Origin of the sequence: Pseudomonas sp. F01002 (assembly GCF_004402115.1) — a bacterium.
Lineage (GTDB): Bacteria > Pseudomonadota > Gammaproteobacteria > Pseudomonadales > Pseudomonadaceae > Aquipseudomonas > Aquipseudomonas frigoris.
Genome location: NZ_SOPU01000023.1, coordinates 240,560 through 263,403, shown reverse-complemented (window position 1 = coordinate 263,403; position 22,844 = coordinate 240,560). Strand labels below are relative to the sequence as shown.

At 60.1% G+C, this 22,844-nt stretch carries 20 protein-coding genes; 10 read left to right on the top strand and 10 right to left on the bottom strand.

All coding sequences use genetic code 11. The annotated features are described in order from the left end of the window. The first annotated feature begins 381 nt into the window (after positions 1 to 381). The 4 genes from E3W21_RS20315 to E3W21_RS20300 all read left to right on the top strand — a co-directional run bounded on the left by E3W21_RS20315 (position 382) and on the right by E3W21_RS20300 (position 4,285). On the top strand, positions 382 to 837 hold the full coding sequence (locus E3W21_RS20315) for a (2Fe-2S)-binding protein (protein WP_046048854.1): 456 nt from the start codon (positions 382 to 384) through the stop codon (positions 835 to 837). A 25-nt stretch (positions 838 to 862) separates the two neighbouring features. Beyond that, complete coding sequence (locus E3W21_RS20310) at positions 863 to 3,031, top strand: xanthine dehydrogenase family protein molybdopterin-binding subunit (protein ID WP_134421622.1); 2,169 nt, start codon at positions 863 to 865, stop codon at positions 3,029 to 3,031. 1 nt (position 3,032) lies between these two features. Beyond that, positions 3,033 to 3,611, top strand: coding sequence for a hypothetical protein (locus tag E3W21_RS20305; RefSeq protein WP_134421621.1), 579 nt, complete (start codon positions 3,033 to 3,035; stop codon positions 3,609 to 3,611). 74 nt (positions 3,612 to 3,685) lie between these two features. Then, a complete protein-coding gene (locus E3W21_RS20300; RefSeq protein WP_134421620.1) occupies positions 3,686 to 4,285 on the top strand; it encodes a GGDEF domain-containing protein in 600 nt (199 codons plus the stop codon). Here the strand turns inward: E3W21_RS20300 and E3W21_RS20295 are convergent. Further along, entirely contained in the window at positions 4,254 to 4,679 is a 426-nt protein-coding gene (locus E3W21_RS20295) for a VOC family protein (protein WP_134421619.1), read from the bottom strand. The two genes, E3W21_RS20300 and E3W21_RS20295, sit on opposite strands and share 32 nt — an antisense overlap. 111 nt (positions 4,680 to 4,790) lie before the next feature. Between E3W21_RS20295 and E3W21_RS20290 the strand changes: the two genes are divergently transcribed. Then, complete coding sequence (locus E3W21_RS20290; protein WP_134421618.1) at positions 4,791 to 5,657, top strand: LysR family transcriptional regulator; 867 nt, start codon at positions 4,791 to 4,793, stop codon at positions 5,655 to 5,657. A gap of 182 nt (positions 5,658 to 5,839) precedes the next feature. Here the strand turns inward: E3W21_RS20290 and fabI are convergent, their stop codons facing one another. The 8 genes from fabI to gloB form a co-directional block, all read right to left on the bottom strand. Next, positions 5,840 to 6,634, bottom strand: a complete 795-nt coding sequence (fabI, locus tag E3W21_RS20285) for an enoyl-ACP reductase FabI (protein WP_008152082.1) — start codon at positions 6,632 to 6,634, stop codon at positions 5,840 to 5,842. Between the two features lie 21 nt (positions 6,635 to 6,655). After that, on the bottom strand, positions 6,656 to 8,266 hold the full coding sequence (locus E3W21_RS20280) for an ABC transporter ATP-binding protein (protein WP_134421617.1): 1,611 nt from the start codon (positions 8,264 to 8,266) through the stop codon (positions 6,656 to 6,658). Between the two features lies 1 nt (position 8,267). Next, positions 8,268 to 9,287 (bottom strand): ABC transporter permease, encoded by a 1,020-nt coding sequence (locus tag E3W21_RS20275; RefSeq protein WP_095128240.1) that lies wholly within the window; start codon positions 9,285 to 9,287, stop codon positions 8,268 to 8,270. Position 9,288: 1 nt separating this feature from the next. Beyond that, a complete protein-coding gene (locus E3W21_RS20270; RefSeq protein WP_129444588.1) occupies positions 9,289 to 10,362 on the bottom strand; it encodes a microcin C ABC transporter permease YejB in 1,074 nt (357 codons plus the stop codon). 4 nt (positions 10,363 to 10,366) lie between these two features. Then, positions 10,367 to 12,208, bottom strand: coding sequence for an extracellular solute-binding protein (locus tag E3W21_RS20265; protein WP_134421616.1), 1,842 nt, complete (start codon positions 12,206 to 12,208; stop codon positions 10,367 to 10,369). Next, positions 12,205 to 14,037, bottom strand: coding sequence for an extracellular solute-binding protein (locus E3W21_RS20260; RefSeq protein ID WP_134421615.1), 1,833 nt, complete (start codon positions 14,035 to 14,037; stop codon positions 12,205 to 12,207). Before E3W21_RS20260 ends, E3W21_RS20265 begins: the two co-directional genes overlap by 4 nt. 189 nt (positions 14,038 to 14,226) lie before the next feature. Next, a complete protein-coding gene (locus E3W21_RS20255) occupies positions 14,227 to 15,675 on the bottom strand; it encodes a transglycosylase SLT domain-containing protein (protein WP_134421614.1) in 1,449 nt (482 codons plus the stop codon). Between the two features lie 99 nt (positions 15,676 to 15,774). Continuing rightward, complete coding sequence (gene gloB / locus E3W21_RS20250; protein WP_134421613.1) at positions 15,775 to 16,542, bottom strand: hydroxyacylglutathione hydrolase; 768 nt, start codon at positions 16,540 to 16,542, stop codon at positions 15,775 to 15,777. Between the two features lie 65 nt (positions 16,543 to 16,607). Here gloB and E3W21_RS20245 point away from each other — a divergent pair, with 65 nt between their 5' ends. The 5 genes from E3W21_RS20245 (at position 16,608) to E3W21_RS20225 (ending at position 21,904) form a co-directional block, all read left to right on the top strand. After that, the gene (locus E3W21_RS20245) at positions 16,608 to 17,366 is read left to right on the top strand and encodes a methyltransferase domain-containing protein (protein ID WP_008152097.1); all 759 of its coding nucleotides are present in this window, start codon (positions 16,608 to 16,610) and stop codon (positions 17,364 to 17,366) included. Positions 17,367 to 17,458: 92 nt separating this feature from the next. Beyond that, complete coding sequence (gene rnhA, locus E3W21_RS20240; RefSeq protein WP_008152099.1) at positions 17,459 to 17,911, top strand: ribonuclease HI; 453 nt, start codon at positions 17,459 to 17,461, stop codon at positions 17,909 to 17,911. Positions 17,912 to 18,133: 222 nt separating this feature from the next. After that, positions 18,134 to 18,892, top strand: a complete 759-nt coding sequence (gene dnaQ, locus E3W21_RS20235) for a DNA polymerase III subunit epsilon (RefSeq protein WP_134421612.1) — start codon at positions 18,134 to 18,136, stop codon at positions 18,890 to 18,892. Between the two features lie 127 nt (positions 18,893 to 19,019). After that, positions 19,020 to 21,275, top strand: a complete 2,256-nt coding sequence (locus tag E3W21_RS20230; RefSeq protein ID WP_134421611.1) for an Orn/Lys/Arg decarboxylase N-terminal domain-containing protein — start codon at positions 19,020 to 19,022, stop codon at positions 21,273 to 21,275. Positions 21,276 to 21,289: 14 nt separating this feature from the next. Beyond that, positions 21,290 to 21,904 carry a GNAT family N-acetyltransferase gene (locus tag E3W21_RS20225; RefSeq protein WP_129444576.1) on the top strand — a complete coding sequence of 205 codons (615 nt, stop codon included), beginning with the start codon at positions 21,290 to 21,292 and terminating at the stop codon, positions 21,902 to 21,904. Here the strand turns inward: E3W21_RS20225 and E3W21_RS20220 are convergent. Next, positions 21,870 to 22,763, bottom strand: a complete 894-nt coding sequence (locus E3W21_RS20220) for a LysR substrate-binding domain-containing protein (RefSeq protein WP_134421610.1) — start codon at positions 22,761 to 22,763, stop codon at positions 21,870 to 21,872. The two genes, E3W21_RS20225 and E3W21_RS20220, sit on opposite strands and share 35 nt — an antisense overlap. Positions 22,764 to 22,844 lie beyond the last annotated feature (81 nt).

Genomic DNA, 22,844 nt, shown 5'->3' with positions numbered 1-22,844 from the left:
GCGATCGAAGCCAAGAACACCTTCGTCGCTCAGGAGTTGCAGACGTGGCGTGAGCTGTCGGTGTCCACCGACTTCTAAGCCCCAACACGGTCCGTAGCAGCTGCCGAGCCTGCGAGGCTGCGTTCGGCGACGGAGTCGTCGTAAACCCTGCGAACGCAGTTTTCCTGGCACACCGCAGAGCCTGACTTCACGACGACTACGTCGCCGAACNGCTGCTACACAGAGTGAGTTACTTCAGTCTTCTTTGTGTGACCGGTGGTCGATGAACCCGTCTCGCCCGGTAATTTGCGCTTAGCTGAAGGGATAACCCGAGGCGCGCGTAGGCTCTGCACCGCCACAGCGACGCCCCTTCAGAACACCGTGAGTCTGAGGAAAATCGCAATGCTGACCCTCAACATCAATGGCAAGGACCAGGCGCTGGATGTCCCCGCAGACATGCCGCTCCTGTGGGTTCTGCGCGATGTCGCGCACCTGACCGGCACCAAATTCGGTTGCGGCATCGCCCAGTGTGGCGCCTGCACCGTGCACGTCGACGGCGCACCACTGCGCTCCTGCATCACCCCCGCCACAGCCGTGGCCCATGGGCAGAAAATTCTCACCATCGAAGGCCTGTCCACCGACGGTTCGCACCCGGTGCAACAGGCTTGGGCCGAACTCGATGTGGTCCAGTGCGGTTACTGCCAGTCCGGGCAGATCATGTCGGCTGCCGCGTTGCTGGCGAAAATTCCCAAACCCACCGACAGCGACATCGATCAGGCGCTGTCCGGCAACATTTGCCGCTGCGGCACCTACCCACGGATCCGCGCAGCGGTCAAACGCGCTGCCGAGATCGGTTGATGCCACGTTGACGGGAGTCCGAACAATGAACAGCCTCAATCCTCTGTCACGCCGCGGTTTCCTCAAGGGCAGCGCGGTGCTGGGCGGTGGTCTGGTGGTGGCGTTTGTCATCCCCGGTGGCCATCGCTTTGCGATCGGCGCCGAGAATCAAGGCAATGTTTTCGCGCCCAATGCGTTTTTACGGATCGGCAATGACAACAGCGTCACTATGCTGCTCGGCCATTCGGAAATGGGCCAGGGCATCTGGACCGGCCTGACCATGTTGATCGCCGAAGAACTGGACGCCGACTGGTCGAAGATCCGCGTCGAACATGCACCGGCTTCGGCCGCTGAGTATGGCTTGGCCGGGTTTGGCGGGATGCAAATCACTGGCGGGTCCACCTCGACCTGGATGGAGTTCGACCGCTATCGTCAGGCCGGTGCAGCGGCGCGTTTGATGTTGATCGACGCGGCGGCCAAACGTTTCAACGTCGCGCCCTCCGAAATTCGCACCGAATCGGGTGTGGTGATTGCCGGCGATCAAAGCGCCACCTACGGCGAACTGGCCGATGACGCCGGCAAGCTGCCGGCACCGGATCCGGCGTCGATCAAGCTCAAGGAGTCCAAGGACTGGAAAATCATTGGCAAACCGACCAAGCGCCTGGACACCCCGGAGAAAATCACCGGCCGCGCCAAGTTCGGCATGGACGTGCAGTTCGACGGCCTGATGACCGCCATGGTCGCGCGCTCGCCGGTGTTCGGTGGCAGCGTCAAATCCTTCGAAGGCACCGAAGCGCTGGCGATTCCGGGCGTGCACAAAGTGGTGCAGGTGCCCACCGGGGTGGCGGTGATTGCCGACCATTACTGGGCGGCGAAGCTGGGGCGCGATGCGTTGAAGATTGATTGGGATCTGGGCCCGAACACCGGGCTCGACAGTCAGAAGCTGCTGGAAAGCTTCCGCAAACTCGCCGCCACTCCTGGCATGTCGGCCAGTCAGGCCGGTGATGTCGCGGCGGGTCTGGGGAAAGCGGCGAAGACCATCGATGTCGAGTACAGCGTGCCGTACCTGGCCCACGCACCGATGGAACCGCTCAACTGCACGGTGAAAATCACCCAGGACAAATGCGAAATCTGGACCGGCACCCAGTTCCAGACGCTGGATCAAATGGTCGCCGGGAAAATCACCGGGCTCAAACCCGAGCAGGTGGAGATTCACACCGAGTTTCTGGGTGGCGGTTTCGGTCGCCGGGCCAATCCGACCTCGGACTTTGTTGCAGAAGCCGTGGAAGTCGCCAAGGCAGCGGGCGCGCCGGTAAAAACCGTCTGGTCCCGGGAGGACGACATTCGCGGTGGGTACTATCGCTCGGCGTTCCTCCATCAGGCTCGTATCGGCCTCGATGCCGGCGGCCTGCCGATCGCCTGGAAGCATGTGATGGTCGGGCAGTCGATCATGGCGGGCACGTCATTCGAGGCGACCATGGTCAAAAATGGCATCGATAAGACGTCTGTCGAAGGGGTCGCCGACAGTCCTTATCTTGAGGGACTGGCGAATCACCAGGTTGATTTGCATTCTCCGCAAACCGGCATCCGCGTGCTCTGGCTGCGTTCGGTGGGGCACACCCACACCGCGTTCGTGATGGAGTCGCTGATCGACGAACTGGCAGAGGCGGCCGGCAAGGATCCGGTCGAGTACCGACGAACCTTGCTCAAAGATCATCCACGGCATCTTGGCGTGCTGAACCTGGCCGTCGAGAAAGCCAACTGGAAGGCGCCACTGCCGGACGGCCATGCGTTGGGTGTCGCGGTGCATGAGTCTTTCGGCAGCTACGTCGCCCAGGTGGCCGAGGTGTCCCAGGACAACCTGGCGATCCGCGTACACCGGGTGGTGTGTGCGGTGGATTGCGGCATTGCAGTCAACCCGATGAGCATCGCGGCGCAAATGGAATCGGCCATCACCTTCGGCCTCGGATTTACCTTACACAGCAAACTGACCTTCAAGAACGGGCAAGTGGTGCAGTCCAATTACCATGACTATCAAGTGCTGCGGCTCAACGAAATGCCTGTGGTGGAAGTGCATATCGTGCCCAGCAGCGACAAACCCGGCGGCATCGGCGAGGCCGGTGTGCCGCCCACGGCGCCGGCAGTGGCCAACGCGGTGTTCGCCCTGACCGGCCAACGCCTGCGGGAACTGCCGCTGCAACTGTCGGGGGTGTGAGATGAGACGACATCTGATTCTTGGCGCGGTGGTGTTGATCGGCCTGATCGGCTACGCCGAGGACCTGTTTGCTGACGATAAGGAAGCCATCAAGGCGTTCGATACCGTGCAAAAGGTCTTTCAGAGCCCACGCTGCCAGAACTGCCATATCCCCGGCGATTCGCCGTTGCAATTCGACGCCGGGATTCCCCACGCAATGAACGTCGTGCGGGGCATGGACGGCAAGGGCGCGGCGGGTTTGCCCTGCGCTACCTGCCACGCCGAGAGTAATCCGCCGGCCAGTTACGGCGCTCATGCACCCCCAGGGGCGCCGCACTGGAGCTTGCCGCCAGCCGCGCACAAAATGGCCTGGATCGGTCTGCCGGCCGACCAGTTGTGCGCAATGATCAAGGACCGTTCCAGCAATGGCGACCGCGATTTCGCCGCGCTGATCAAGCATGTCAGCGACGACAAACTGGTGCTTTGGGGCTGGAATCCAGGTCAGGGAAGGGTGCCGGTCCCGGTGCCGCACGACATTTTCGTCACCCAGTTCAAGCGTTGGGCTGACGCGGGAGGGCCATGTCCGGTCGTGGGTAGTTGACCGGCGGTCTGTTAACAGGGAGCCAAACCGGGTATGGACGACTCTAAGAAATATACCCGCCAATGGAGTGAGTAATGCTGATCCCAGGCAAACCGGTAAAACCAGGCGCGTGCGCCGACCCGTTGCGCACGCCACTGCAGGAGCGCGAGCTGCTGCGTGACTTGGCCCGCAAGGCCGAGGAGGAGTTGATGGGCGTGCAGATGGCGAGCATGGACGAGTTGACGCTGCTCTCCAACCGACACGGTTTTACAGCGCTGGCCCAACAAGGGCTGGATGTCTGCCAACAGCTGAAAAAGCCAGCGACGCTCCTGCTTTTCAATATTGATGACTTCAAACACATCAACTATCTCTATGGTCGTGCCGAGGGCGACAACGCCCTGAAAACCTTCGCTGATGTGCTGCGTATTGCCTTTCGCGAGAGCGATGTGATCGGCCGTTTGGGCAGCGACAAATTCGTTGCGTTGCTGACCGGCTCAAGCGTCGTGGAGATTCCCGCGATCAGGGTGCGACTCGAAGAAATACTCGAAGAGCGCAATGCCACGGTGCATCGCGGTTATGACATCCGCTTCAGCATCGGACAACTCGAGTGCAACCCTCAGGTCCCCGGCTCGATCGAGGAGCTGCTGGCACAAGCCGACGTATTCACTTGGCAAACAATTGACCTACGTCCTTGAATGCCTTGAACTCAAGCGCGTTGCCGCACGGATCGAAGAGAAACATCGTCGCTTGTTCACCTACCAATCCCTGAAAGCGAACGCCCGGTTCGATCACGAATCGGGTGTCGAGGGCTTTCAGGCGTTCGGCCAGCGCCTCCCATTCCGCCATCCCCAACACCACACCAAAATGCGGCACCGGCACGTCATGACCGTCGACAGCATTGGTGTGCGCAGCTTCTTGCGAGGCGTTTTTCGGCGCCAGGTGAATGACCAGTTGATGGCCGAAAAAATTGAAATCGACCCAATGATCGCTTGAGCGACCTTCTTCCAGGCCGAACACTTCGCCATAAAAATTCCGCGCGGCAGTCAGGTCGTAGACCGGGATGGCCAAGTGAAAAGGGGAGAGTTGCATCGGATGTGCCTCGGCTGTCTGGATTCAGATTGAGTTTAGCCCTGTGCTTTTTGATTAAAAGACGATAATTTTTGCATCGAGCTCAAATTATTTCGATGAATCGAGAACGCTATGCTGCGGGAACTGAAAACCTTCATTGCGGTGACGCGCTACGGCACGTTTGCCGCGGCCGGGATGCATATCGGCCTGACCCAGTCGGCCGTCAGCGCGCAGATTCGCAATCTGGAACAGGCCCTGGGTATTCGCTTGTTCGACCGCACCGGGCGTCAGGCCCTGCTCAATGCCGCGGGCCAGCGCGCATTGCCGATGGCCAGGGAAATGCTCGAGACTTTCAGCCGCATGGCGGTGAGCGATGATGTCAGCGAGTATCGCGGCGAGTTGAAAATAGGTGCGGTGGCCACGGCCCAGACCGGACTGCTGCCCCAGGCGTTGCTTCGACTGAGGCAACAGGCGCCGTTGCTGGAACCGAAACTGGTGCCCGGTGTGTCGCTGAACCTGTTAAGTCAGGTGGACACCGGTGAGGTGGATCTGGCGATCCTGATCAAGCCGCCGTTCGAGTTACCCAAAGAACTGTCAGCGCAGCTCATCCGCAAGGAACCGTTTGTATTGATCGTGCCAGCGGACGTTGAAGGCGATGCGCCGTTGCAGATCCTCGCGAGCCATCCGCATGTGCGCTACGACCGCAACTCGTTCGGCGGAAGATTGGTGACGCGGTTTTTGCGTGAGCAGCAGATTGATGTGCAGGTGGCTTTGGAGCTGGATGAGCTGGAGGCGATCGTGAAGATGGTTGAATGCGGGTTGGGGGTGTCGCTGCTACCCAAGGCGGGGCTCTGGCTTGAGCATGGGGCGAAGGTTCGGATCATCCCGTTGGGGGAGTTGACGTTCTACCGCGAGATTGTGCTGTTGCAGCGTTATAGCCAGCGCACACAGCCGATCCAGCAGCTGTTTTCCAGCTGCCTGACCCACATCGATGATTAACCACGAATCCCCTGTGGGAGCGGGCTTGCTCGCGAATGCGGTTGATCATTCAACATTTCTATCGACTGACACACCGCATTCGCGAGCAAGCCCGCTCCCACATTTGATCGAGTCTGCCTTGAAATCGCAGGCATAAAAAAACCCGCCTCAAGAGGCGGGTTTTTTAGTTGGCTGACCGAAGATTACTCTTCGAGGCTGCCCATGGCCGTGGTGTTGAAGCCACCGTCCACGTACATGATTTCGCCGCTGATGCCGGACGCCAGGTCCGAGCACAGGAAGGCGCCGGCGTTGCCGACTTCGTCGATGGTGACGTTACGACGCAGCGGGGTTTGCGCTTCGTTGGCGGCCAGCATCTTGCGGAAGTTCTTGATGCCGGAAGCGGCGAGGGTGCGGATCGGGCCAGCCGATACGCAGTTGACGCGGGTGCCGTCCGGGCCCAGGGAGCCGGCCAGGTAACGAACGCCAGCTTCCAGGGAAGCCTTGGCCATGCCCATTACGTTGTAGTTCGGCATGGTGCGCTCGGCGCCCAGGTACGACAGGGTCAGCAGGCTGCCGTTGCGGCCTTTCATCATTTCGCGGCCGGCTTTGGCCAGGGCCACGAAGCTGTAGGCGCTGATGTCGTGAGCGATGCGGAAACCTTCACGGGTGGTGGCTTCGGTGAAGTCGCCATCCAGTTGGTCGCCCGGGGCGAAGCCGACGGAGTGAACGATGCAGTCCAGGCCGTCCCACTTCTTGCCCAGTTCAACGAAAACCTTGGCGATTTCTTCATCGCTGGCCACGTCGCACGGGAAGCACAGGTCAGGGTTGGAACCCCAGCTTTGTGCGAACTCTTCGACACGACCCTTGAGTTTGTCGTTCTGATAAGTGAAGGCAAGCTCAGCGCCCTCGCGATGCATGGCGGCAGCGATGCCGGATGCGATGGACAGCTTGCTGGCGACACCGACGATCAGTACGCGCTTACCGGCGAGAAAACCCATGTGTTGCTCCTCTCTTTCAGGTTATTGCGCAGTGGCCGGGGCCAGGAAAGCGGCTTCCAGCAACTGCTGTGTATACGGATGTTTGGGGGCCGCAAAAATACTTTGCGCGTCTCCCTGTTCGACCACTTTGCCTTGCTTGACCACCATCAGCTGGTGGCTCAGCGCTTTGACGACAGCCAGGTCATGGCTGATAAACAGATACGTCAGGTTGTACTTGGTTTGCAGTGAACGTAAAAGCTCCACCACTTGGCGCTGCACTGTCCGGTCGAGGGCCGAAGTCGGCTCGTCCAGCAGAATCAACGCCGGTTTTAGCACTAATGCCCGGGCAATGGCGATTCTCTGCCGTTGCCCGCCGGAAAATTCGTGGGGGTAGCGGTTCCGGGTTTCCGGGTCCAGACCTACCTCCTTGAGTACCGCAATAATCGCCAGTTCCTGCTCCGCCTCGGTGCCCATCTTGTGGATCCGCAGGCCTTCGCCGACGATCTGGCTCACGCACATCCGTGGGCTCAGGCTGCCGAACGGGTCCTGAAACACCACCTGCATCTCCCTCCGCAGCGGTCGAACCTGTTGCTGCGTCAGGCAGTCTAGCTGCTTGCCTTCAAAACGGATGGCGCCTTTGCTGCCGATCAGCCGCAAAATCGCCAAACCCAGTGTCGACTTGCCCGAACCGCTTTCTCCCACAATCCCCAGGGTCTGGCCCTGAGGCAGGCTGAAATTGATTCCGTCCACAGCTTTGATGTGGTCGACGGTCTTTTTCAGAAAGCCTTTCTTGATCGGGAACCAGACTTTCAGGTCCTCGACTTGCAGCAACGGCGGGCCAATCACATTGGTCGCCGGCTTGCCGCTCGGCTCCGCTGCCAGCAGTTCCCGAGTGTACGGATGCTGCGGCGCGCGGAACAACTCTTCGCACGATGCCTGTTCGACGATGCAACCGCGCTGCATGACACATACGCGATGCGCAATTCTTCGCACAAGGTTCAAATCGTGACTGATCAGTAGCAGCGCCATGCCCAATCGGGCCTGTAATTCCTTGAGCAATTCGAGGATTTTCAGCTGAACGGTTACGTCCAGCGCGGTGGTTGGCTCGTCGGCGATCAGCAGTTCCGGCTCGTTGGCCAGGGCCATGGCAATCATCACCCGCTGCCGCTGGCCACCGGACAATTCATGGGGTAGCGCCTTCAGGCGTTTCTCGGGTTCCGGGATGCCGACCATTTCCAGCAGCTCCAGCGTGCGCTTGGTCGCGACTTTGCCGATCAGGCCTTTGTGGGTGCTCAACACCTCGTTGATCTGCTTCTCGATCGAGTGCAGTGGATTGAGCGAGGTCATCGGCTCCTGGAAGATCATCGCGATCCGGTTTCCGCGGATGTGGCGGATGGTTTTCTCTTTCAGGCTCAGCAGGTTTTGCCCGGAGTACTCGATGGTCCCGGACGGATGCCGGGCGAGCGGGTAGGGCAGCAGCCTCAGGATCGAGTGCGCCGTCACCGATTTGCCGGAACCACTTTCGCCCACCAGCGCCAGGGTTTCCCCGCGCTTGATGTCGAAGCTCACGCCTTCGACCACCCGTTGAACGCGCTCGCCGACGACAAATTCGACGGCCAGGTCGCGCACTTCGATCAGATTGTCCTGATTCATTTCACTTCCTCGGGTCGAAGGCATCGCGAGCGGACTCGCCGATGAACACCAGCAAACTCAACATCAACGCCAGCACGGCAAACGCGCTCATGCCGAGCCACGGCGCTTGCAGGTTGGATTTGCCCTGGGCCACCAGTTCACCGAGGGACGGCGCGCCAGGCGGCAAACCGAAGCCGAGGAAATCCAGGGCAGTCAGGGTGCCGATGGCGCCGGTCAGGATGAACGGCATGAAGGTCATGGTCGAGACCATGGCGTTGGGCAGGATGTGGCGGAACATGATCGCCCCGTTTTGCATCCCCAGCGCCCGCGCGGCGCGCACGTATTCCAGATTACGCCCTCGCAGGAATTCGGCGCGGACCACGTCCACCAGGCTCATCCACGAGAACAGCAGCATGATCCCCAGCAGCCACCAGAAATTCGGCTGGACGAAACTGGCGAGAATGATCAGCAGGTACAGCACCGGCAGCCCGGACCAGATCTCCAGAAAGCGCTGCCCGGCCAAATCCACCCAGCCGCCGTAGAAACCCTGCAAGGCCCCGGCAATCACGCCGATGATCGAGCTGAGAATGGTCAGCGTCAGGGCAAACAGCACCGAAATCCGGAAGCCGTAAATCACCCGCGCCAACACGTCGCGGCCCTGATCGTCAGTGCCCAGCAGGTTGTCGGTGGAGGGCGGCGCTGGGGCCGGGACTTTCAGGTCGTAGTTGATGCTTTGATAGCTGTAGGGAATCGGCGCCCACAGGACCCAGGCGTCTTTTTCCTTGAGCAATTCGCGGATGTACGGGCTCTTGTAGTTGGCTTCCAGCGGGAATTCGCCGCCGAAGGTGGTTTCCGGGTAACGCTTGAGCGCCGGGAAGTACCAGCCGTTGTCGTAGTGCACCACAAGCGGTTTGTCGTTGGCGATCAGCTCGGCGCCGAGGCTCAGCCCAAACAGCAGCAGAAACAGCCACAGCGACCACCAGCCACGCTTGTTGGCCTTGAACAGTTCGAAGCGTCGGCGATTGAGAGGGGACAAATTCATCTCAATGCTCCCGGCTTTCGAAGTCGATGCGCGGATCGACAAAGGTGTAGGTGAGGTCGCCGATCAATTTCACCACCAGTCCCAACAAAGTGAAGATGAAAAGCGTGCCAAAAACCACCGGGTAATCGCGATTGATCGCCGACTCGAAACTCATCAGCCCGAGGCCGTCGAGGGAGAAGATCACCTCTACCAGCAACGAGCCAGTGAAGAAGATGCCGATAAACGCCGACGGGAACCCGGCGATCACCAGTAGCATGGCGTTGCGGAACACATGGCCGTAGAGCACGCGGTGATTGGTCAGGCCCTTGGCCTTGGCGGTGACCACGTATTGTTTGTTGATTTCGTCGAGAAAGCTGTTCTTGGTCAGCAGGGTCATGGTCGCGAAGTTGCCGATCACCAGCGCCGTCACCGGCAATGCCAGGTGCCAGAAGTAATCGAGAATCTTGCCGCCCATGCTCAATTCGTCGAAGTTGTTGGAGGTCAGCCCTCTGAGCGGGAACCAGTCAAAATAGCTGCCGCCGGCGAACACCACGATCAGCAGGATGGCAAACAGGAACGCCGGAATCGCATAGCCGACGATGATCGCCGAACTGGTCCAGACGTCGAAGTGGCTGCCGTGTCGCGTCGCCTTGGCGATCCCCAGCGGGATCGACACCAGGTACATGATCAGCGTGCTCCACAACCCGAGGGAGATCGACACCGGCATCTTTTCCTTGATCAGGTCGATGACCTTGGCGTCGCGGAAGAAGCTGTCGCCGAAATCCAGGGTGGCGTAGTTCTTGATCATGATCCACAAGCGTTCCGGCGCCGATTTATCGAAGCCGTACATGTGCTCGATTTCCTTGACCAGCATCGGGTCCAGGCCCTGGGCACCGCGATAGGCGGAGCCCGCCACCGAGACTTCGGCACCGCCACCGGCAATGCGGCTGGTGGCCCCTTCGAAGCCTTCGAGCTTGGCGATCATCTGTTCCACCGGCCCGCCGGGGGCGGCCTGGATGATCACAAAGTTGATCAGCAAAATGCCGAGCAAGGTCGGGATGATCAGCAGCAGTCGCCGAAAAATATACGCCAGCATCTGATTACTCCGTGCCCGCAGGGTCGGCTTGCAGTTTGGTTTCGACTTCTACCGCAGGTTTGGCATCGGGCTTGACCCACCAGGTGTTGATGCCGATGTCGTACTTGGGGGAGATTTTCGGATGACCGATGTGGTTCCAGTACGCCACGCGCCAAGTTTTGATGTGCCAGTTGGGGATCACGTAATAGCCCCATTGCAGCACGCGGTCCAGCGCGCGTGCATGGGCCACCAGGCTTTTGCGCGAATCGGCGTTGATCAGTTGCTCGACCAACAGGTCCACCACCGGGTCTTTCAGGCCCATGGAGTTGCGGCTGCCGGGTTTGTCGGCGGCGGCGGACATCCAGAACTCGCGTTGCTCGTTGCCCGGCGAGTTGGACTGCGGGAAGCTGCCGACGATCATGTCGAAGTCCCGTGAACGCACACGGTTGATGTACTGCGAGACGTCGACCCGGCGGATCACCAGGTCAATCCCCAAGTCGCTCATGTTGCGCTTGAACGGCAGCAGCACCCGCTCGAATTCGGTCTGGGCCAGCAGGAACTCGATGGTCACCGGTTTGCCTTTGGCGTCGACCATCTTGTCATCGACGATCCGCCAGCCCGCTTCTTGCAGCAGTTGATAGGCTTTGCGCTGCTGGGCGCGGATCATGCCGCTGGCGTCCGTCACCGGGTTCTGGAACGCCTCGCTGAACACCTGCTCGGGAATCTTGCCGCGGAACGGGTCGAGGATCGCCAACTGATCAGCGTCCGGCAGGCCGCTGGCAGCCATTTCCGAATTCTCGAAATAACTGCGGGTGCGCACGTAGGCGCCATTGAACAGTTGTTTGTTGGTCCATTCGAAGTCCAGCAACAGGGTCAGGGCCTGGCGCACGCGCACATCCTGGAACACCGGGCGGCGCAGGTTGAATACAAAGCCTTGCATGCCAGTGGGGTTGCCGTTGGGGATCTGCTCCTTGATCAACCGGCCCTCGGTGACGGCCGGAATGTTGTAGGCGTTGGCCCAGTTCTTTGCTGCCATTTCGAGCCAGTAATCGAACTGCCCGGCCTTGAGCGCTTCCAGGGCCACGGTGTTGTCGCGGTAGTAGTCGGTGGTCATCACGTCGAAGTTGTAGAACCCGCGGTTGGCCGGCAGGTCCTTGCCCCAGTAATCCTTGACCCGCTCATAGCGCACCGAACGCCCGGCCTTGACTTCGCTGACCTTGTACGGGCCGCTGCCCAACGGCATTTCCAGGTTGCCCTTGGTGAAATCGCGCGTCGCCCACCAATGCTTGGGCAGCACCGGCAACTGGCCGAGGATCAGCGGCAGTTCACGGTTGTTGTTGTGTTTGAACTTGAACAGCACCGTCAGCGGATCTTCAGCGACCACTTCCTCGACATCGCTGTAGTAACCGCGGTACAGCGGCGCGCCGTCCTTGATCAGGGTCTGGAAGCTGAACACCACGTCCTCGGCGCGCATCGGATGCCCATCGTGGAAGCGCGCTTCGGGGCGCAGGTAGAAACGCACCCAGCTGTTGTCCGGGGCTTTTTCGATCTTGCTGGCGACCAGGCCGTACTCGGTGAACGGTTCATCCAGGCCCTGTTTGGCCAGGGTGTCGTAGATCATGCTGATGTCGTCGGCCGCGACACCCTTGTTGATGAAGGGATTGAGGCTGTCAAAGCCGCCGAAACCGGCCTGACGGAAGATCCCGCCCTTGGGCGCCTCGGGGTTCACGTAATCGAAATGTTTGAAGTCGGCCGGGTATTTCGGCGGCTCGTTGTACAGGGTCAGGGCATGTTGCGGGGCGGCACAGGCCAGCCCGGCGAACAACAGACCGCTGGCCTGCAAGAGCAGGGCGCGTATGGGTTTCATCGATCTTTCTCCGAAGATTTCAGCCACCACGCGCTCAGGCCCAACGTGTAGGGCGGCGTGGTGACGAAGGCGAACCGGTTGCGGTAGGCCAGGCGGTGATAATTGAGATACCAGTTGGGAATGATGTAGTGCTGCCACAGCAACACCCGGTCCAGGGCCTTGCCGGCGGCGACCTGTTCATCGCGGGTCTGGGCGGCGAGCAATTGTTCGAGCAAATGGTCGACCACCGGATTGGCAATACCGGCGTAGTTTTTGCTGCCCTTGACCCCGACCTGGCTGGAATGGAAGTACTGCCATTGTTCCAGGCCCGGGCTGAGCGTCTGGTTGAGGGTTATCAGGATCATGTCGAAATCGAACTGATCGAGGCGTTGCTTGTACTGGGCGCGATCAACCGTACGCAGCCGGGCATCGATGCCGATGCTGGCGAGGTTCTCGACGTAAGGCTGAAGGATGCGTTCCAGGTTCGGGTTGACCAGCAGGATCTCCAAACGCAACGGTTGGCCTGCTGCGTTCTGAACGTGCTGGCCACTGAGCTTCCAGCCGGCCTCGGCAAGCAGGCCCAAGGCCTTGCGCATGGTTTCCCGGGGGATGCCGCGCCCTTGGGTCTGCTGCAGGCTGAACGGCTCGGTGAAGAGCTTGGCGGGCAACTGCTCGCGATACGGCGTGAGCATCAGCCATTCATGGCCGACCGGAAGGCCAGTCGCGGAGAATTCGCTGTTGGGGTAGTAGCTCATGGCGCGTTTGTAGGCGCCGCTGAACAGGGTGCGATTGGTCCACTCGAAGTCAAACATCAGGCCCAGCGCTTCACGGACTTTGGTCTCGGAGAAGGCCGGGCGCCGGGTGTTCATGAACAGCCCCTGGCTCTGGGTCGGGATCTGATGCGGGATTTGCGCCTTGATGACGTCGCCGCGTCGCACCGCCGGGAAGCTGTAGCCGTTTTCCCAGTTCTTCGCCTGGTGTTCGATATAGATGTCGAATTCGCCGGCCTTGAAGGCTTCGAACGCGACGTCGCTGTCGCGGTAGAACTCGACTTCCATGCGGTCGAAGTTGTATTTGCCGCGATTGACCGGCAAGTCCTTGCCCCAGTAGTCCTTGACCCGCTCGAAAATGATCCGCCGTCCTGGCTCTACCGACGTGATTCGATATGGCCCACTACCCAGCGGCGGTTCGAAGGTGGTGGCCTTGAAGTCGCGACCTTTCCAGTAATGCTGGGGCAGCACCGGCAATTCGCCCAGGCGCAGGATCAGCAACGGATTGCCGGCGCGCTTGAAGACGAAACGAATGCGCTGCGGATTGAGGATGTCGACCCGCGACACTTCCTGGAGGTTGGTGCGGTATTGCGGATGGCCTTCCTTGAGCAACAAACGGTAGGAGAACGCCACGTCATAGGCGGTAATCGGCGTGCCATCGTGGAAACGCGCTTCGGGGCGCAGATTGAACACTACCCAGCTGCGGTCTTCGCTGTATTCCACCGATTGTGCGATCAGGCCATAGCTGGAGGTCGGTTCATCGCCGGACGGCGCGTACTGGCCGGTGCCGACCATCAACGGTTCGTTGAGCTCGTTGATGCCGTATTGCAGGAAATTCGGCGTGGAAACCGGGCTTGAACCCTTGAAGGTGTAGGGGTTGATCGTATCGAAGGTGCCAAACGCCATCACCCGCAACGTACCGCCCTTGGGCGCTTGCGGGTTGACCCAGTCGAAGTGGGTAAATCTGGCCGGGTACTTGAGCGTGCCGAACTGCGCATAACCATGGCTTTCGCTGATCGTCGCGCTTGCGGGGGAGCTCAAGGCCAGGCTGATCAGGAGCAGGAGGAGGGGACGCTTCAAGTCAGGGATCCGATCCAGGCGGCTTGGGCTTTGTGGCCCGTACAGTAACAGCTTGTATCGACAGGAAAAAGACGGGTGCTGAAAGCGGTGTAGGGGCACAAAAAAAGATCGCAGCCTTCGGCAGCTCCTACCTGCGTTTACATCCGTAGGAGCTGCCGAAGGCTGCGATCTTTTTCGGTTTCACATCAATCAGCGTGGGGAAGCCACCGTCAGCATTTGACCAGGCTTCAGCGCCTGGCCAACACGTGGGTTCCAGCGCTTGAGGTGCTGCATTTCAACGTTGAAACGCTTGGCTACCATGTACAGCGAGTCGCCTTGCTTGACCTTGTACTGGGTCTGCTGTTTGTCAGCTTTACTGTTTGCTTTGCTGTTCGCTGCCACGACGGTGTTGACCCGACCGCTGCTGCGCTTGGCGGTGTCCTGCATGACCAGTGTCTGGCCGACCTTGAGGTCCTTGCCGGTCAGCTTGTTCCAGCGCTGCAGGTCCTTGATGTCGACCTTGTTGGCCTTGGCGATGGTGCCGAGGTTGTCCCCGCGTTTAACGCGGTAAGCGCGTTTGAGACTGGCGAGTTCGGAGTCGTCCGAGCCTTCGAATACCGGCTTGAGCGGCTTCTTGCTGATCAACTCTTCAGGACGCATGGTCGACAGGCTGGCCGTCAAAAGTTGCGCCTTGGACGTTGGCACCAGCAAATGCTGGGGGCCATCGATGGTGGTGCGCTGCTTGAAGGCCGGGTTGAGCTGGAACAGTTCGTCTTCGTCGATGTTAGCCACCGCGGCGACCTTGGACAGGTCCATGCGCTGGTTGATTTCGACGACCTGGAAGTACGGTTCGTTGGCGATCGGGTTCAGGTTCACGCCGTAGGCTTCAGGTGCCAGCACCACTTGCGACAGGGCCAGCAGCTTTGGCACGTAGGCCTGGGTTTCGGCCGGCAGCGGCAGGTTCCAGTAATCGGTCGGCAAGCCGAGCTTTTCGTTGCGCTCGATGGCCCGGCTGACCGTGCCTTCGCCAGCGTTGTACGCCGCCAGAGCCAGCAGCCAGTCGCCGTTGAACATGTCGTGCAGGCGGGTCAGGTAATCCATGGCCGCGGTGGTCGACGCGGTGATATCGCGACGGCCATCATAGAAACGGGTTTGACGCAGGTTGAAGTAACGCCCGGTGGAAGGGATGAATTGCCACAAGCCAACCGCGTCAGCCCGGGAGTAGGCCATCGGGTTGTAGGCGCTTTCAATCACTGGCAGTAGCGCCAGTTCCAGCGGCATGTTGCGTTCTTCAAGGCGTTCGACGATGTAGTGAATGTAGAGGCTGCCGCGTTCGCCGGCGTTTTCGAGGAAGGACGGGTTACTGGCGAACCACAGGCGCTGTTGCTCGATGCGCGGGTTGACACCCAGGTTGTCCTGCAACTGGAAGCCCTGGCGCATGCGCTCCCAGACATCTTGCGGAATTTGCGGCGTCGGTTTTTCGCTGAGCCAGATAGGCTTCTGTTTGGCTCGGGCGGCGATATTCGGAGTGTGTGTCGCTTCGGTCTGCGGCACATGGCTTGAGCAGCCCGCCAGAGTGGCGGACACAGCCACCGCGATGGCTTGAGCCAATCGGGTCAATGCGTCTGAATTGATGGCTTTACGAATAGATGACGACATTGGCTGGAAGTAAGTTCCGGGCAAAAATGTCGGGCGATTCTAGAAAGCGCACCCCCTGCGGTCAACCATTCAGAATTTCTGTACCAACGTGATGGCTACTTAGAACTTATCTTTCCAAGCACGCAGAGCAGCAAAAACCGTACTCGGAGCCCGGTTTTGGGTTCCGTTCCGTTCGTCCACTTTTTCTTTAACGGATGTTTCGTCGACACGCAAAAACGGGTTGGTAAGCTTTTCAAGCGCCAGAGTAGAGGGCAGCGTCATGATTCCGGCTTCACGTTGTGCGGTGACTTTTTCCAGACGTGCGGCGGTGTCCGGATTGCCCGGTTCGACCGCTGCGGCAAACTTCAGGTTGCTCAGGGTGTATTCGTGAGTGCAGTAGACCAGCGTATCCTCAGGCAGCGCGGCGAGGCGGGTCAGTGAGGTATGCATTTGCTCCGGCGTGCCTTCGAACAAGCGTCCGCAACCGGCCGCGAACAGGGTGTCACCGCAGAACAGCAAACCATGATGGTAATAGGCGATATGCCCCAGGGTGTGGCCGGGGACGGCAAAGACATCGAAGTCCCAGCCCAGCACGCTGACGCGGTCGTTGTCCTTAAGCGCCACGTCCCGGACCGGGATGGTTTCGCTGGCCGGACCGTAGACTGTCGCGTCTGTCGCTTTTTTGAGCTGCTCGACGCCGCCGACGTGGTCATGATGATGGTGAGTGATCAAAATATCACTCAACACCCAACCCGGATGCGCTGCGAGCCAGACCTGCACTGGCGCGGCATCGCCCGGATCGACCACTGCGCAGCGCTGGGTGCGGTGGTCTTGTAACAACCAGATGTAGTTGTCGGTGAAGGCGGGCAGGGCACTGATCTGTATCATCGTCGGATTCGCCAAGCGGAAAACAATGGCGCATCTTAGAACTTCCTGGCGCGTTGGAGAATGCAATGACCGATAAAGCGTTCGCTCAGGCTGATCCTGAATGGCTGACATTGATCAGCGCGGCCCGAGAATGGCTGTCCGGCCCCATCGGGCAATTTCTGCTGGACGAAGAACGTCGCATGCTCGAAGACGAGTTGGGACGGTTCTTCGGTGGCTATCTGGTGCATTACGGTCCGTCGGCCCAGACGCCGCCGTCGGCGCCGCAAGTCCAGCGCAATGTGCGGCTCGGCGCGCCATTGCCGGGTGTCGAGATCGTCTGCGAAGAGCAGGCGTGGCCTTTGAGCGAGCATGCCGCCGACGTGGTGGTGTTGCAGCATGGGCTGGATTTTTGCCTGTCGCCCCACGGCCTGCTGCGCGAAGCGGCGAGCAGCGTGAGGCCAGGCGGGCATCTGCTGATCGTCGGGATCAACCCCTGGAGCACCTGGGGCTTGCGTCACGTTTTTGCTCACGACGCCTTGCGCAAGGCTCGCTGCATCTCCCCATCGCGAGTCGGTGACTGGTTGAACCTGCTGGGCTTCGCGCTGGAGAAACGCCGCTTCGGGTGCTATCGTCCGCCGCTTGCGTCACCCGCCTGGCAGGCTCGTCTGGCCGGTTGGGAGCGCAAGGCCGGTGACTGGCAACTGTCGGGTGGCGGCTTCTATTTATTGGTTGCGCGCAAGATCGTGGTGGGCCTGCGGCCCGTTCGTCAGGAGCGGCGCGAACCGATGGGCAAGCTGATTCCATTGCCGATGGCCAAGGTCAATCGTCGCCGCATCGATCCGTAATACACTTTTTATTTTCCCGGCCGGGTTTGCCCCGGCCTCGGGCATCGTCGATCACCGATCGTCGAGCCACCGCATTTTCTGGATAGATTGGCATGAGCGATAGCGTAGAACTCTTCACTGACGGCGCCTGTAAAGGCAATCCTGGCCCTGGCGGCTGGGGCGCGTTGCTGGTGTGCAAGGGCATTGAAAAAGAACTGTGGGGCGGCGAAGCCAACACCACCAATAACCGCATGGAGTTGATGGGCGCGATCCGTGGCCTTGAAGAACTCAAGCGCTCCTGCGACGTGCTGCTGGTCACCGACTCGCAGTATGTGATGAAAGGCATCAACGAGTGGATGGACAACTGGAAGAAACGCGGCTGGAAAACCGCCGCGAAAGAACCGGTAAAAAACGCTGATCTGTGGAAGTTGCTGGATGAGCAGGTCAATCGCCACAACGTCACCTGGAAATGGGTGCGTGGCCACATCGGTCACCATGGCAACGAACGCGCCGACCAATTGGCCAACCGTGGCGTGGATGAAGTGCGCGGTTACAAACAAGCCTGACTGCTGAATCCCCTATAGGGCTGTGTAGGAGCTGTCGAGTGCAACGAGGCTGCGATCTTTTGACTTTGTTTTTTAAAGACAAGATCAAAAGATCGCAGCCTCGCTGCACTCGACAGCTCCTACAGGGGTCGTGTTCACGGCATCAAGACGCCAGTCACCTGGCGGCGCGGCGTGTTAACATCGCCGCTTTTGCACGAATGACCCGTTGAGAGCTGAGCACTGATGGCCACCAGATCCGTTGTACTCGATACCGAAACCACCGGCATGCCGGTGACCGACGGCCACCGGATTATCGAAATCGGTTGTGTCGAGTTGATCGGTCGGCGCCTGACGGGCCGGCATTTCCACGTTTACCTGCAACCGGACCGCGAGAGTGATGAAGGCGCCATTGGCGTCCACGGCATCACCAACGAATTTCTGGTCGGCAAGCCGCGCTTCACGGAAGTGGCCGATGAATTCTTTGAATTCATCAAGGGTGCGCAGCTGATCATCCATAACGCGGCGTTCGACGTTGGCTTCATCAACAACGAATTCGCCCTGATGGGCCAGCACGATCGTGCGGACATCACGCAGCACTGCTCGATCCTCGACACCCTGATGATGGCCCGGGAACGTCACCCGGGGCAGCGCAACAGCCTCGATGCCTTGTGCAAACGCTATGGCGTCGACAACTCCGGTCGTGAACTGCACGGCGCCTTGCTCGACTCCGAGATCCTCGCCGACGTTTACCTGACCATGACGGGCGGCCAGACCAGCCTGTCCCTGGCCGGTAATGCCTCCGACGGCAACGGTTCCGGGGAAGGCGCGGACAATTCCGCCACCGAGATCCGCCGTCTGCCGGCCGATCGTCAGCCGACGCGGATTATCCGTGCCAGCGAAGATGACTTGGCCCAACACATGGCACGCCTGGAAGCCATCGCCAAATCCGCCGGCGCGGCGTCACTCTGGCAACAACTGGCCGAGGCCAAGGCTCAAGCCTGATTTTCTCGCCACACAATGGTGCGCCCGATGACCTCCTTCGGGGCATCGCGCTCGCCACATGCGCTCGAACCCTCTACCCTGAGGTGATTGGCGGACCACGGTCTGCCGCCTCAGGATACTGAGCCCCATGTATAAAGATTTGAAATTCCCGGTCCTGATCGTCCATCGCGACATCAAGGCCGACACAGTCGCCGGTGATCGCGTGCGTGGCATCGCCCGGGAGCTGGAGCAGGAAGGCTTCAGCATTGTCTCGGCGGTGGATTACACCGAAGGGCGTCTGGTTGCCTCTACCCATCACGGTCTTTCCTGCATGTTGATTGCGGCCGAAGACGCCAGTACCCACTCTCATCTATTGCACAACATGGCCGAGCTGATCGGCCTGGCGCGGGTGCGTGCGCCCGACTTGCCGATCTTCGCGCTGGGTGAGCAGGTGACCCTGGAGAACGCTCCGGCCGACGCCATGGCTGAACTCAATCAACTGCGCGGGATTCTTTATCTGTTCGAAGACACCGTGCCTTTTCTGGCCAGGCAGGTCGCTCGAGCGGCACGCAAATATCTAGATGGTCTGCTGCCGCCGTTTTTCAAAGCGCTGGTGCAGCACACGGCCGACTCCAATTATTCCTGGCACACGCCCGGCCATGGCGGCGGCGTGGCGTACCACAAGAGCCCGGTGGGCCAGGCGTTTCACCAGTTCTTCGGGGAAAATACCCTGCGATCCGATTTGTCGGTGTCGGTGCCGGAACTCGGTTCCTTGCTCGATCACACCGGTCCGCTGGCAGAAGCCGAGGCCCGTGCTGCCCGCAATTTCGGCGCCGATCACACCTTCTTCGTGATCAATGGCACCTCGACCGCCAACAAAATCGTCTGGCATTCGATGGTCGCTCGCGATGACTTGGTGTTGGTGGATCGCAACTGCCACAAGTCGATATTGCACTCGATCATCATGACCGGCGCCATTCCGCTGTACCTGTGCCCGGAGCGCAATGAGCTGGGGATCATCGGCCCGATTCCCTTGAGCGAATTCAGCCGCGAATCGATTCAGGCCAAGATCGACGCCAGCCCGCTGACAAAGGGCCGGGCGCCCAAGGTCAAGTTGGCGGTGGTGACCAATTCGACGTACGACGGCCTCTGCTACAACGCTGAGCTGATCAAGCAGCAACTGGGCAACAGCGTCGAGGTCTTGCACTTCGATGAGGCCTGGTACGCCTACGCGGCGTTTCACGAGTTCTTCGCCGGGCGTTACGGCATGGGCACTTCCCGCAGTGAAGACGGCCCGCTGGTGTTCACCACCCATTCCACCCACAAACTGCTGGCGGCGTTTAGCCAGGCATCGATGATTCACGTCCAGGACGGCGGCGCGCGGCAGCTGGATCGGGATCGCTTCAATGAAGCATTCATGATGCACATCTCCACCTCGCCGCAGTACAGCATCATCGCGTCGCTGGATGTGGCGTCGGCCATGATGGAAGGCCCGGCCGGGCGTTCGCTGTTGCAGGAAATGTTCGACGAAGCGCTGAGTTTCCGCCGGGCGCTGGCCAATTTGCGCCAGCACATCGCCGCTGACGATTGGTGGTTTTCCATCTGGCAACCGCCGTCGGTGGAGGGCATCAACCGTGTGGTCACCGACGACTGGCTGCTGCAACCCGATGCTGACTGGCACGGCTTTGGCGGTGTGACCGACGATTACGTGCTGCTTGATCCGATCAAGGTCACGTTGGTGATGCCGGGTCTGACGGCAGGCGGCGCCCTCAGCGAGCGCGGGATTCCGGCGGCGGTGGTCAGCAAATTCCTTTGGGAGCGTGGGTTGGTCGTTGAAAAGACCGGGCTGTATTCGTTCCTGGTGCTGTTCTCCATGGGCATCACCAAGGGTAAATGGAGCACGCTGCTGACCGAGTTGCTGGAGTTCAAACGCAGCTACGATGCCAATGTCAGCCTCGCGACTTGCTTGCCGTGCGTGGCGCAAGAGAATGTCGCGCGCTATCAGGGCATGGGTTTGCGCGATCTGTGCGATCAATTGCACGCCTGCTACCGCAGCAATGCCACGGCCAAACACCTCAAGCGCATGTACACGGTGCTGCCGGAAATCGCCATGAAGCCGTCTGACGCCTATGATCAATTAGTGCGTGGCGAGGTTGAAGCGGTGTCGATCGATGCTCTGGATGGGCGGATCGCCGCTGTCATGCTGGTGCCGTACCCGCCGGGTATTCCGTTGATCATGCCCGGCGAGCGCTTTACCGAGTCGACGCGCTCGATCATCGATTACCTGGCATTTGCGCGCACGTTCGATAACAGCTTCCCGGGGTTTGTCGCTGATGTGCACGGATTGCAACACGAAGACGAGGGCAATGGACGGCATTACACCGTTGATTGCATCAAGGAATGAGGACCTTTCCCAGTATGCAACCGATCATGAATCCGAAATACCCAGGGCTGTCGGTGCGCGTTGCCGACGATGGTTTTGCAGCCTACATCTGGGGCAGTGATTTCAGTTTTGAAGTCGCGGCCTACGGCGCAGCCGAAATCGGCAAACCGGTGGAGCAGTGGCCGGTGACGCCGATCACGCCCTATCGCAAGTGCTACGGCATTGACCCCGAAGAGTTCAGCAGTTTCCGCGATGCCGCTGACAGCGCGATTTTCATGGCTTATCTCGATGATGAGCCCGTGGGTCACCTGGTGGTCAGTACCAACTGGAACGGCTTTGCCCATATCGACGAGTTGGCGGTGCATGCGCCAGCGCGTCGTCATGGCGTGGCCAAGGCGTTGCTGGATGTGGCGCAGTTCTGGAGCCGCAAAAAGAAACTGCCGGGCATCATGCTCGAAACCCAGAACAACAACCTGGGCGCCTGCCTGCTCTATGAGCGCCGCGGTTACGTCTTGGGCGGAATCGATCATCTGCGTTATCGCGGAATCGATCCGAACACCGCCGAAGTGGCGCTGTTCTGGTATCGATTGTTCGATAATCCGCTGGAAGCGCCGCTTAGTTCGCCAACATCGCCACGGCTTGTTCCGTGATGATGCCCAGCAATGCCTGAACCGCTGGCGATGGCTCGCCGTTGTTGAGGGTCAAGGCATACAGGCTGATCGGCACGGCCGGCGCCAGCGGGCAAGCATCCAGCCCGGCCGATTTGGCCCCGAGGGCGGTGAAAGGGTCGACGATGGCCAGGCCTTCACCGGCCTCGACCATGCTGCGCATCATCTGGTGAGTCTGTACCCGGGTCTGAATGACCGGGGCAGGGCGCAGAGCATGCAGCTTGTTTTCCAGCGCCGGGCTCAGCGGATCATGACCTTCCAGGCCAACCATCGATTGGCCGGCCAGGTCCTGCAGCGCGATGTACTTTTGTTTGGGTTGCAACCAGCCGTGGGGCGCGAGCAACTGAAGTTTGCCTTGGGCAATCATCTGGCAATGAATGTCGGCGTGATCGGGGTCATGCAGGCTCAGGCCCAGATCGCTTTCGCGCAGCAGCAGGTTTCTGACGATTTCGCGAGTCGGTTGGCTCAGAAGGGTGCAAGGCGCGTCAGGAAGGCGTCGGCGCAGGGCGGCAACGCTCTGTGGCAATAGCTGCTGTGCCAGGGGCGGCGTGCAGACGATTCGCAAGGGCGGAGCCTGATATTGCTTGAGGCTGTTGGCCAGCCGCTGGACCGGCTCGAGCGCTTCATAGACGTGGGCGATCTGGACCTGCAACTCCCGCGCCTCGCGCGTAGCCTGCAAGCGTCCACGCACGCTGGAAAACAGCATGAAACCCAACTGATCCTCGGCGTCGCGCAGAATCCCTTCGACTTCGGCCACAGGCAACTGCAGCCATTCGGCGGCGGTGCCCAGGTGACCGGTCTGCAGGAGCGCCTGGATCACTTCGATATGACGTAAACGCATGCGTGAAGTCCATGTTCAGCAGGTGAGGGAGTCAGTGGCTGAATCCTAACTCAAGTGCGCGCATATGACTTCTGCTCATAA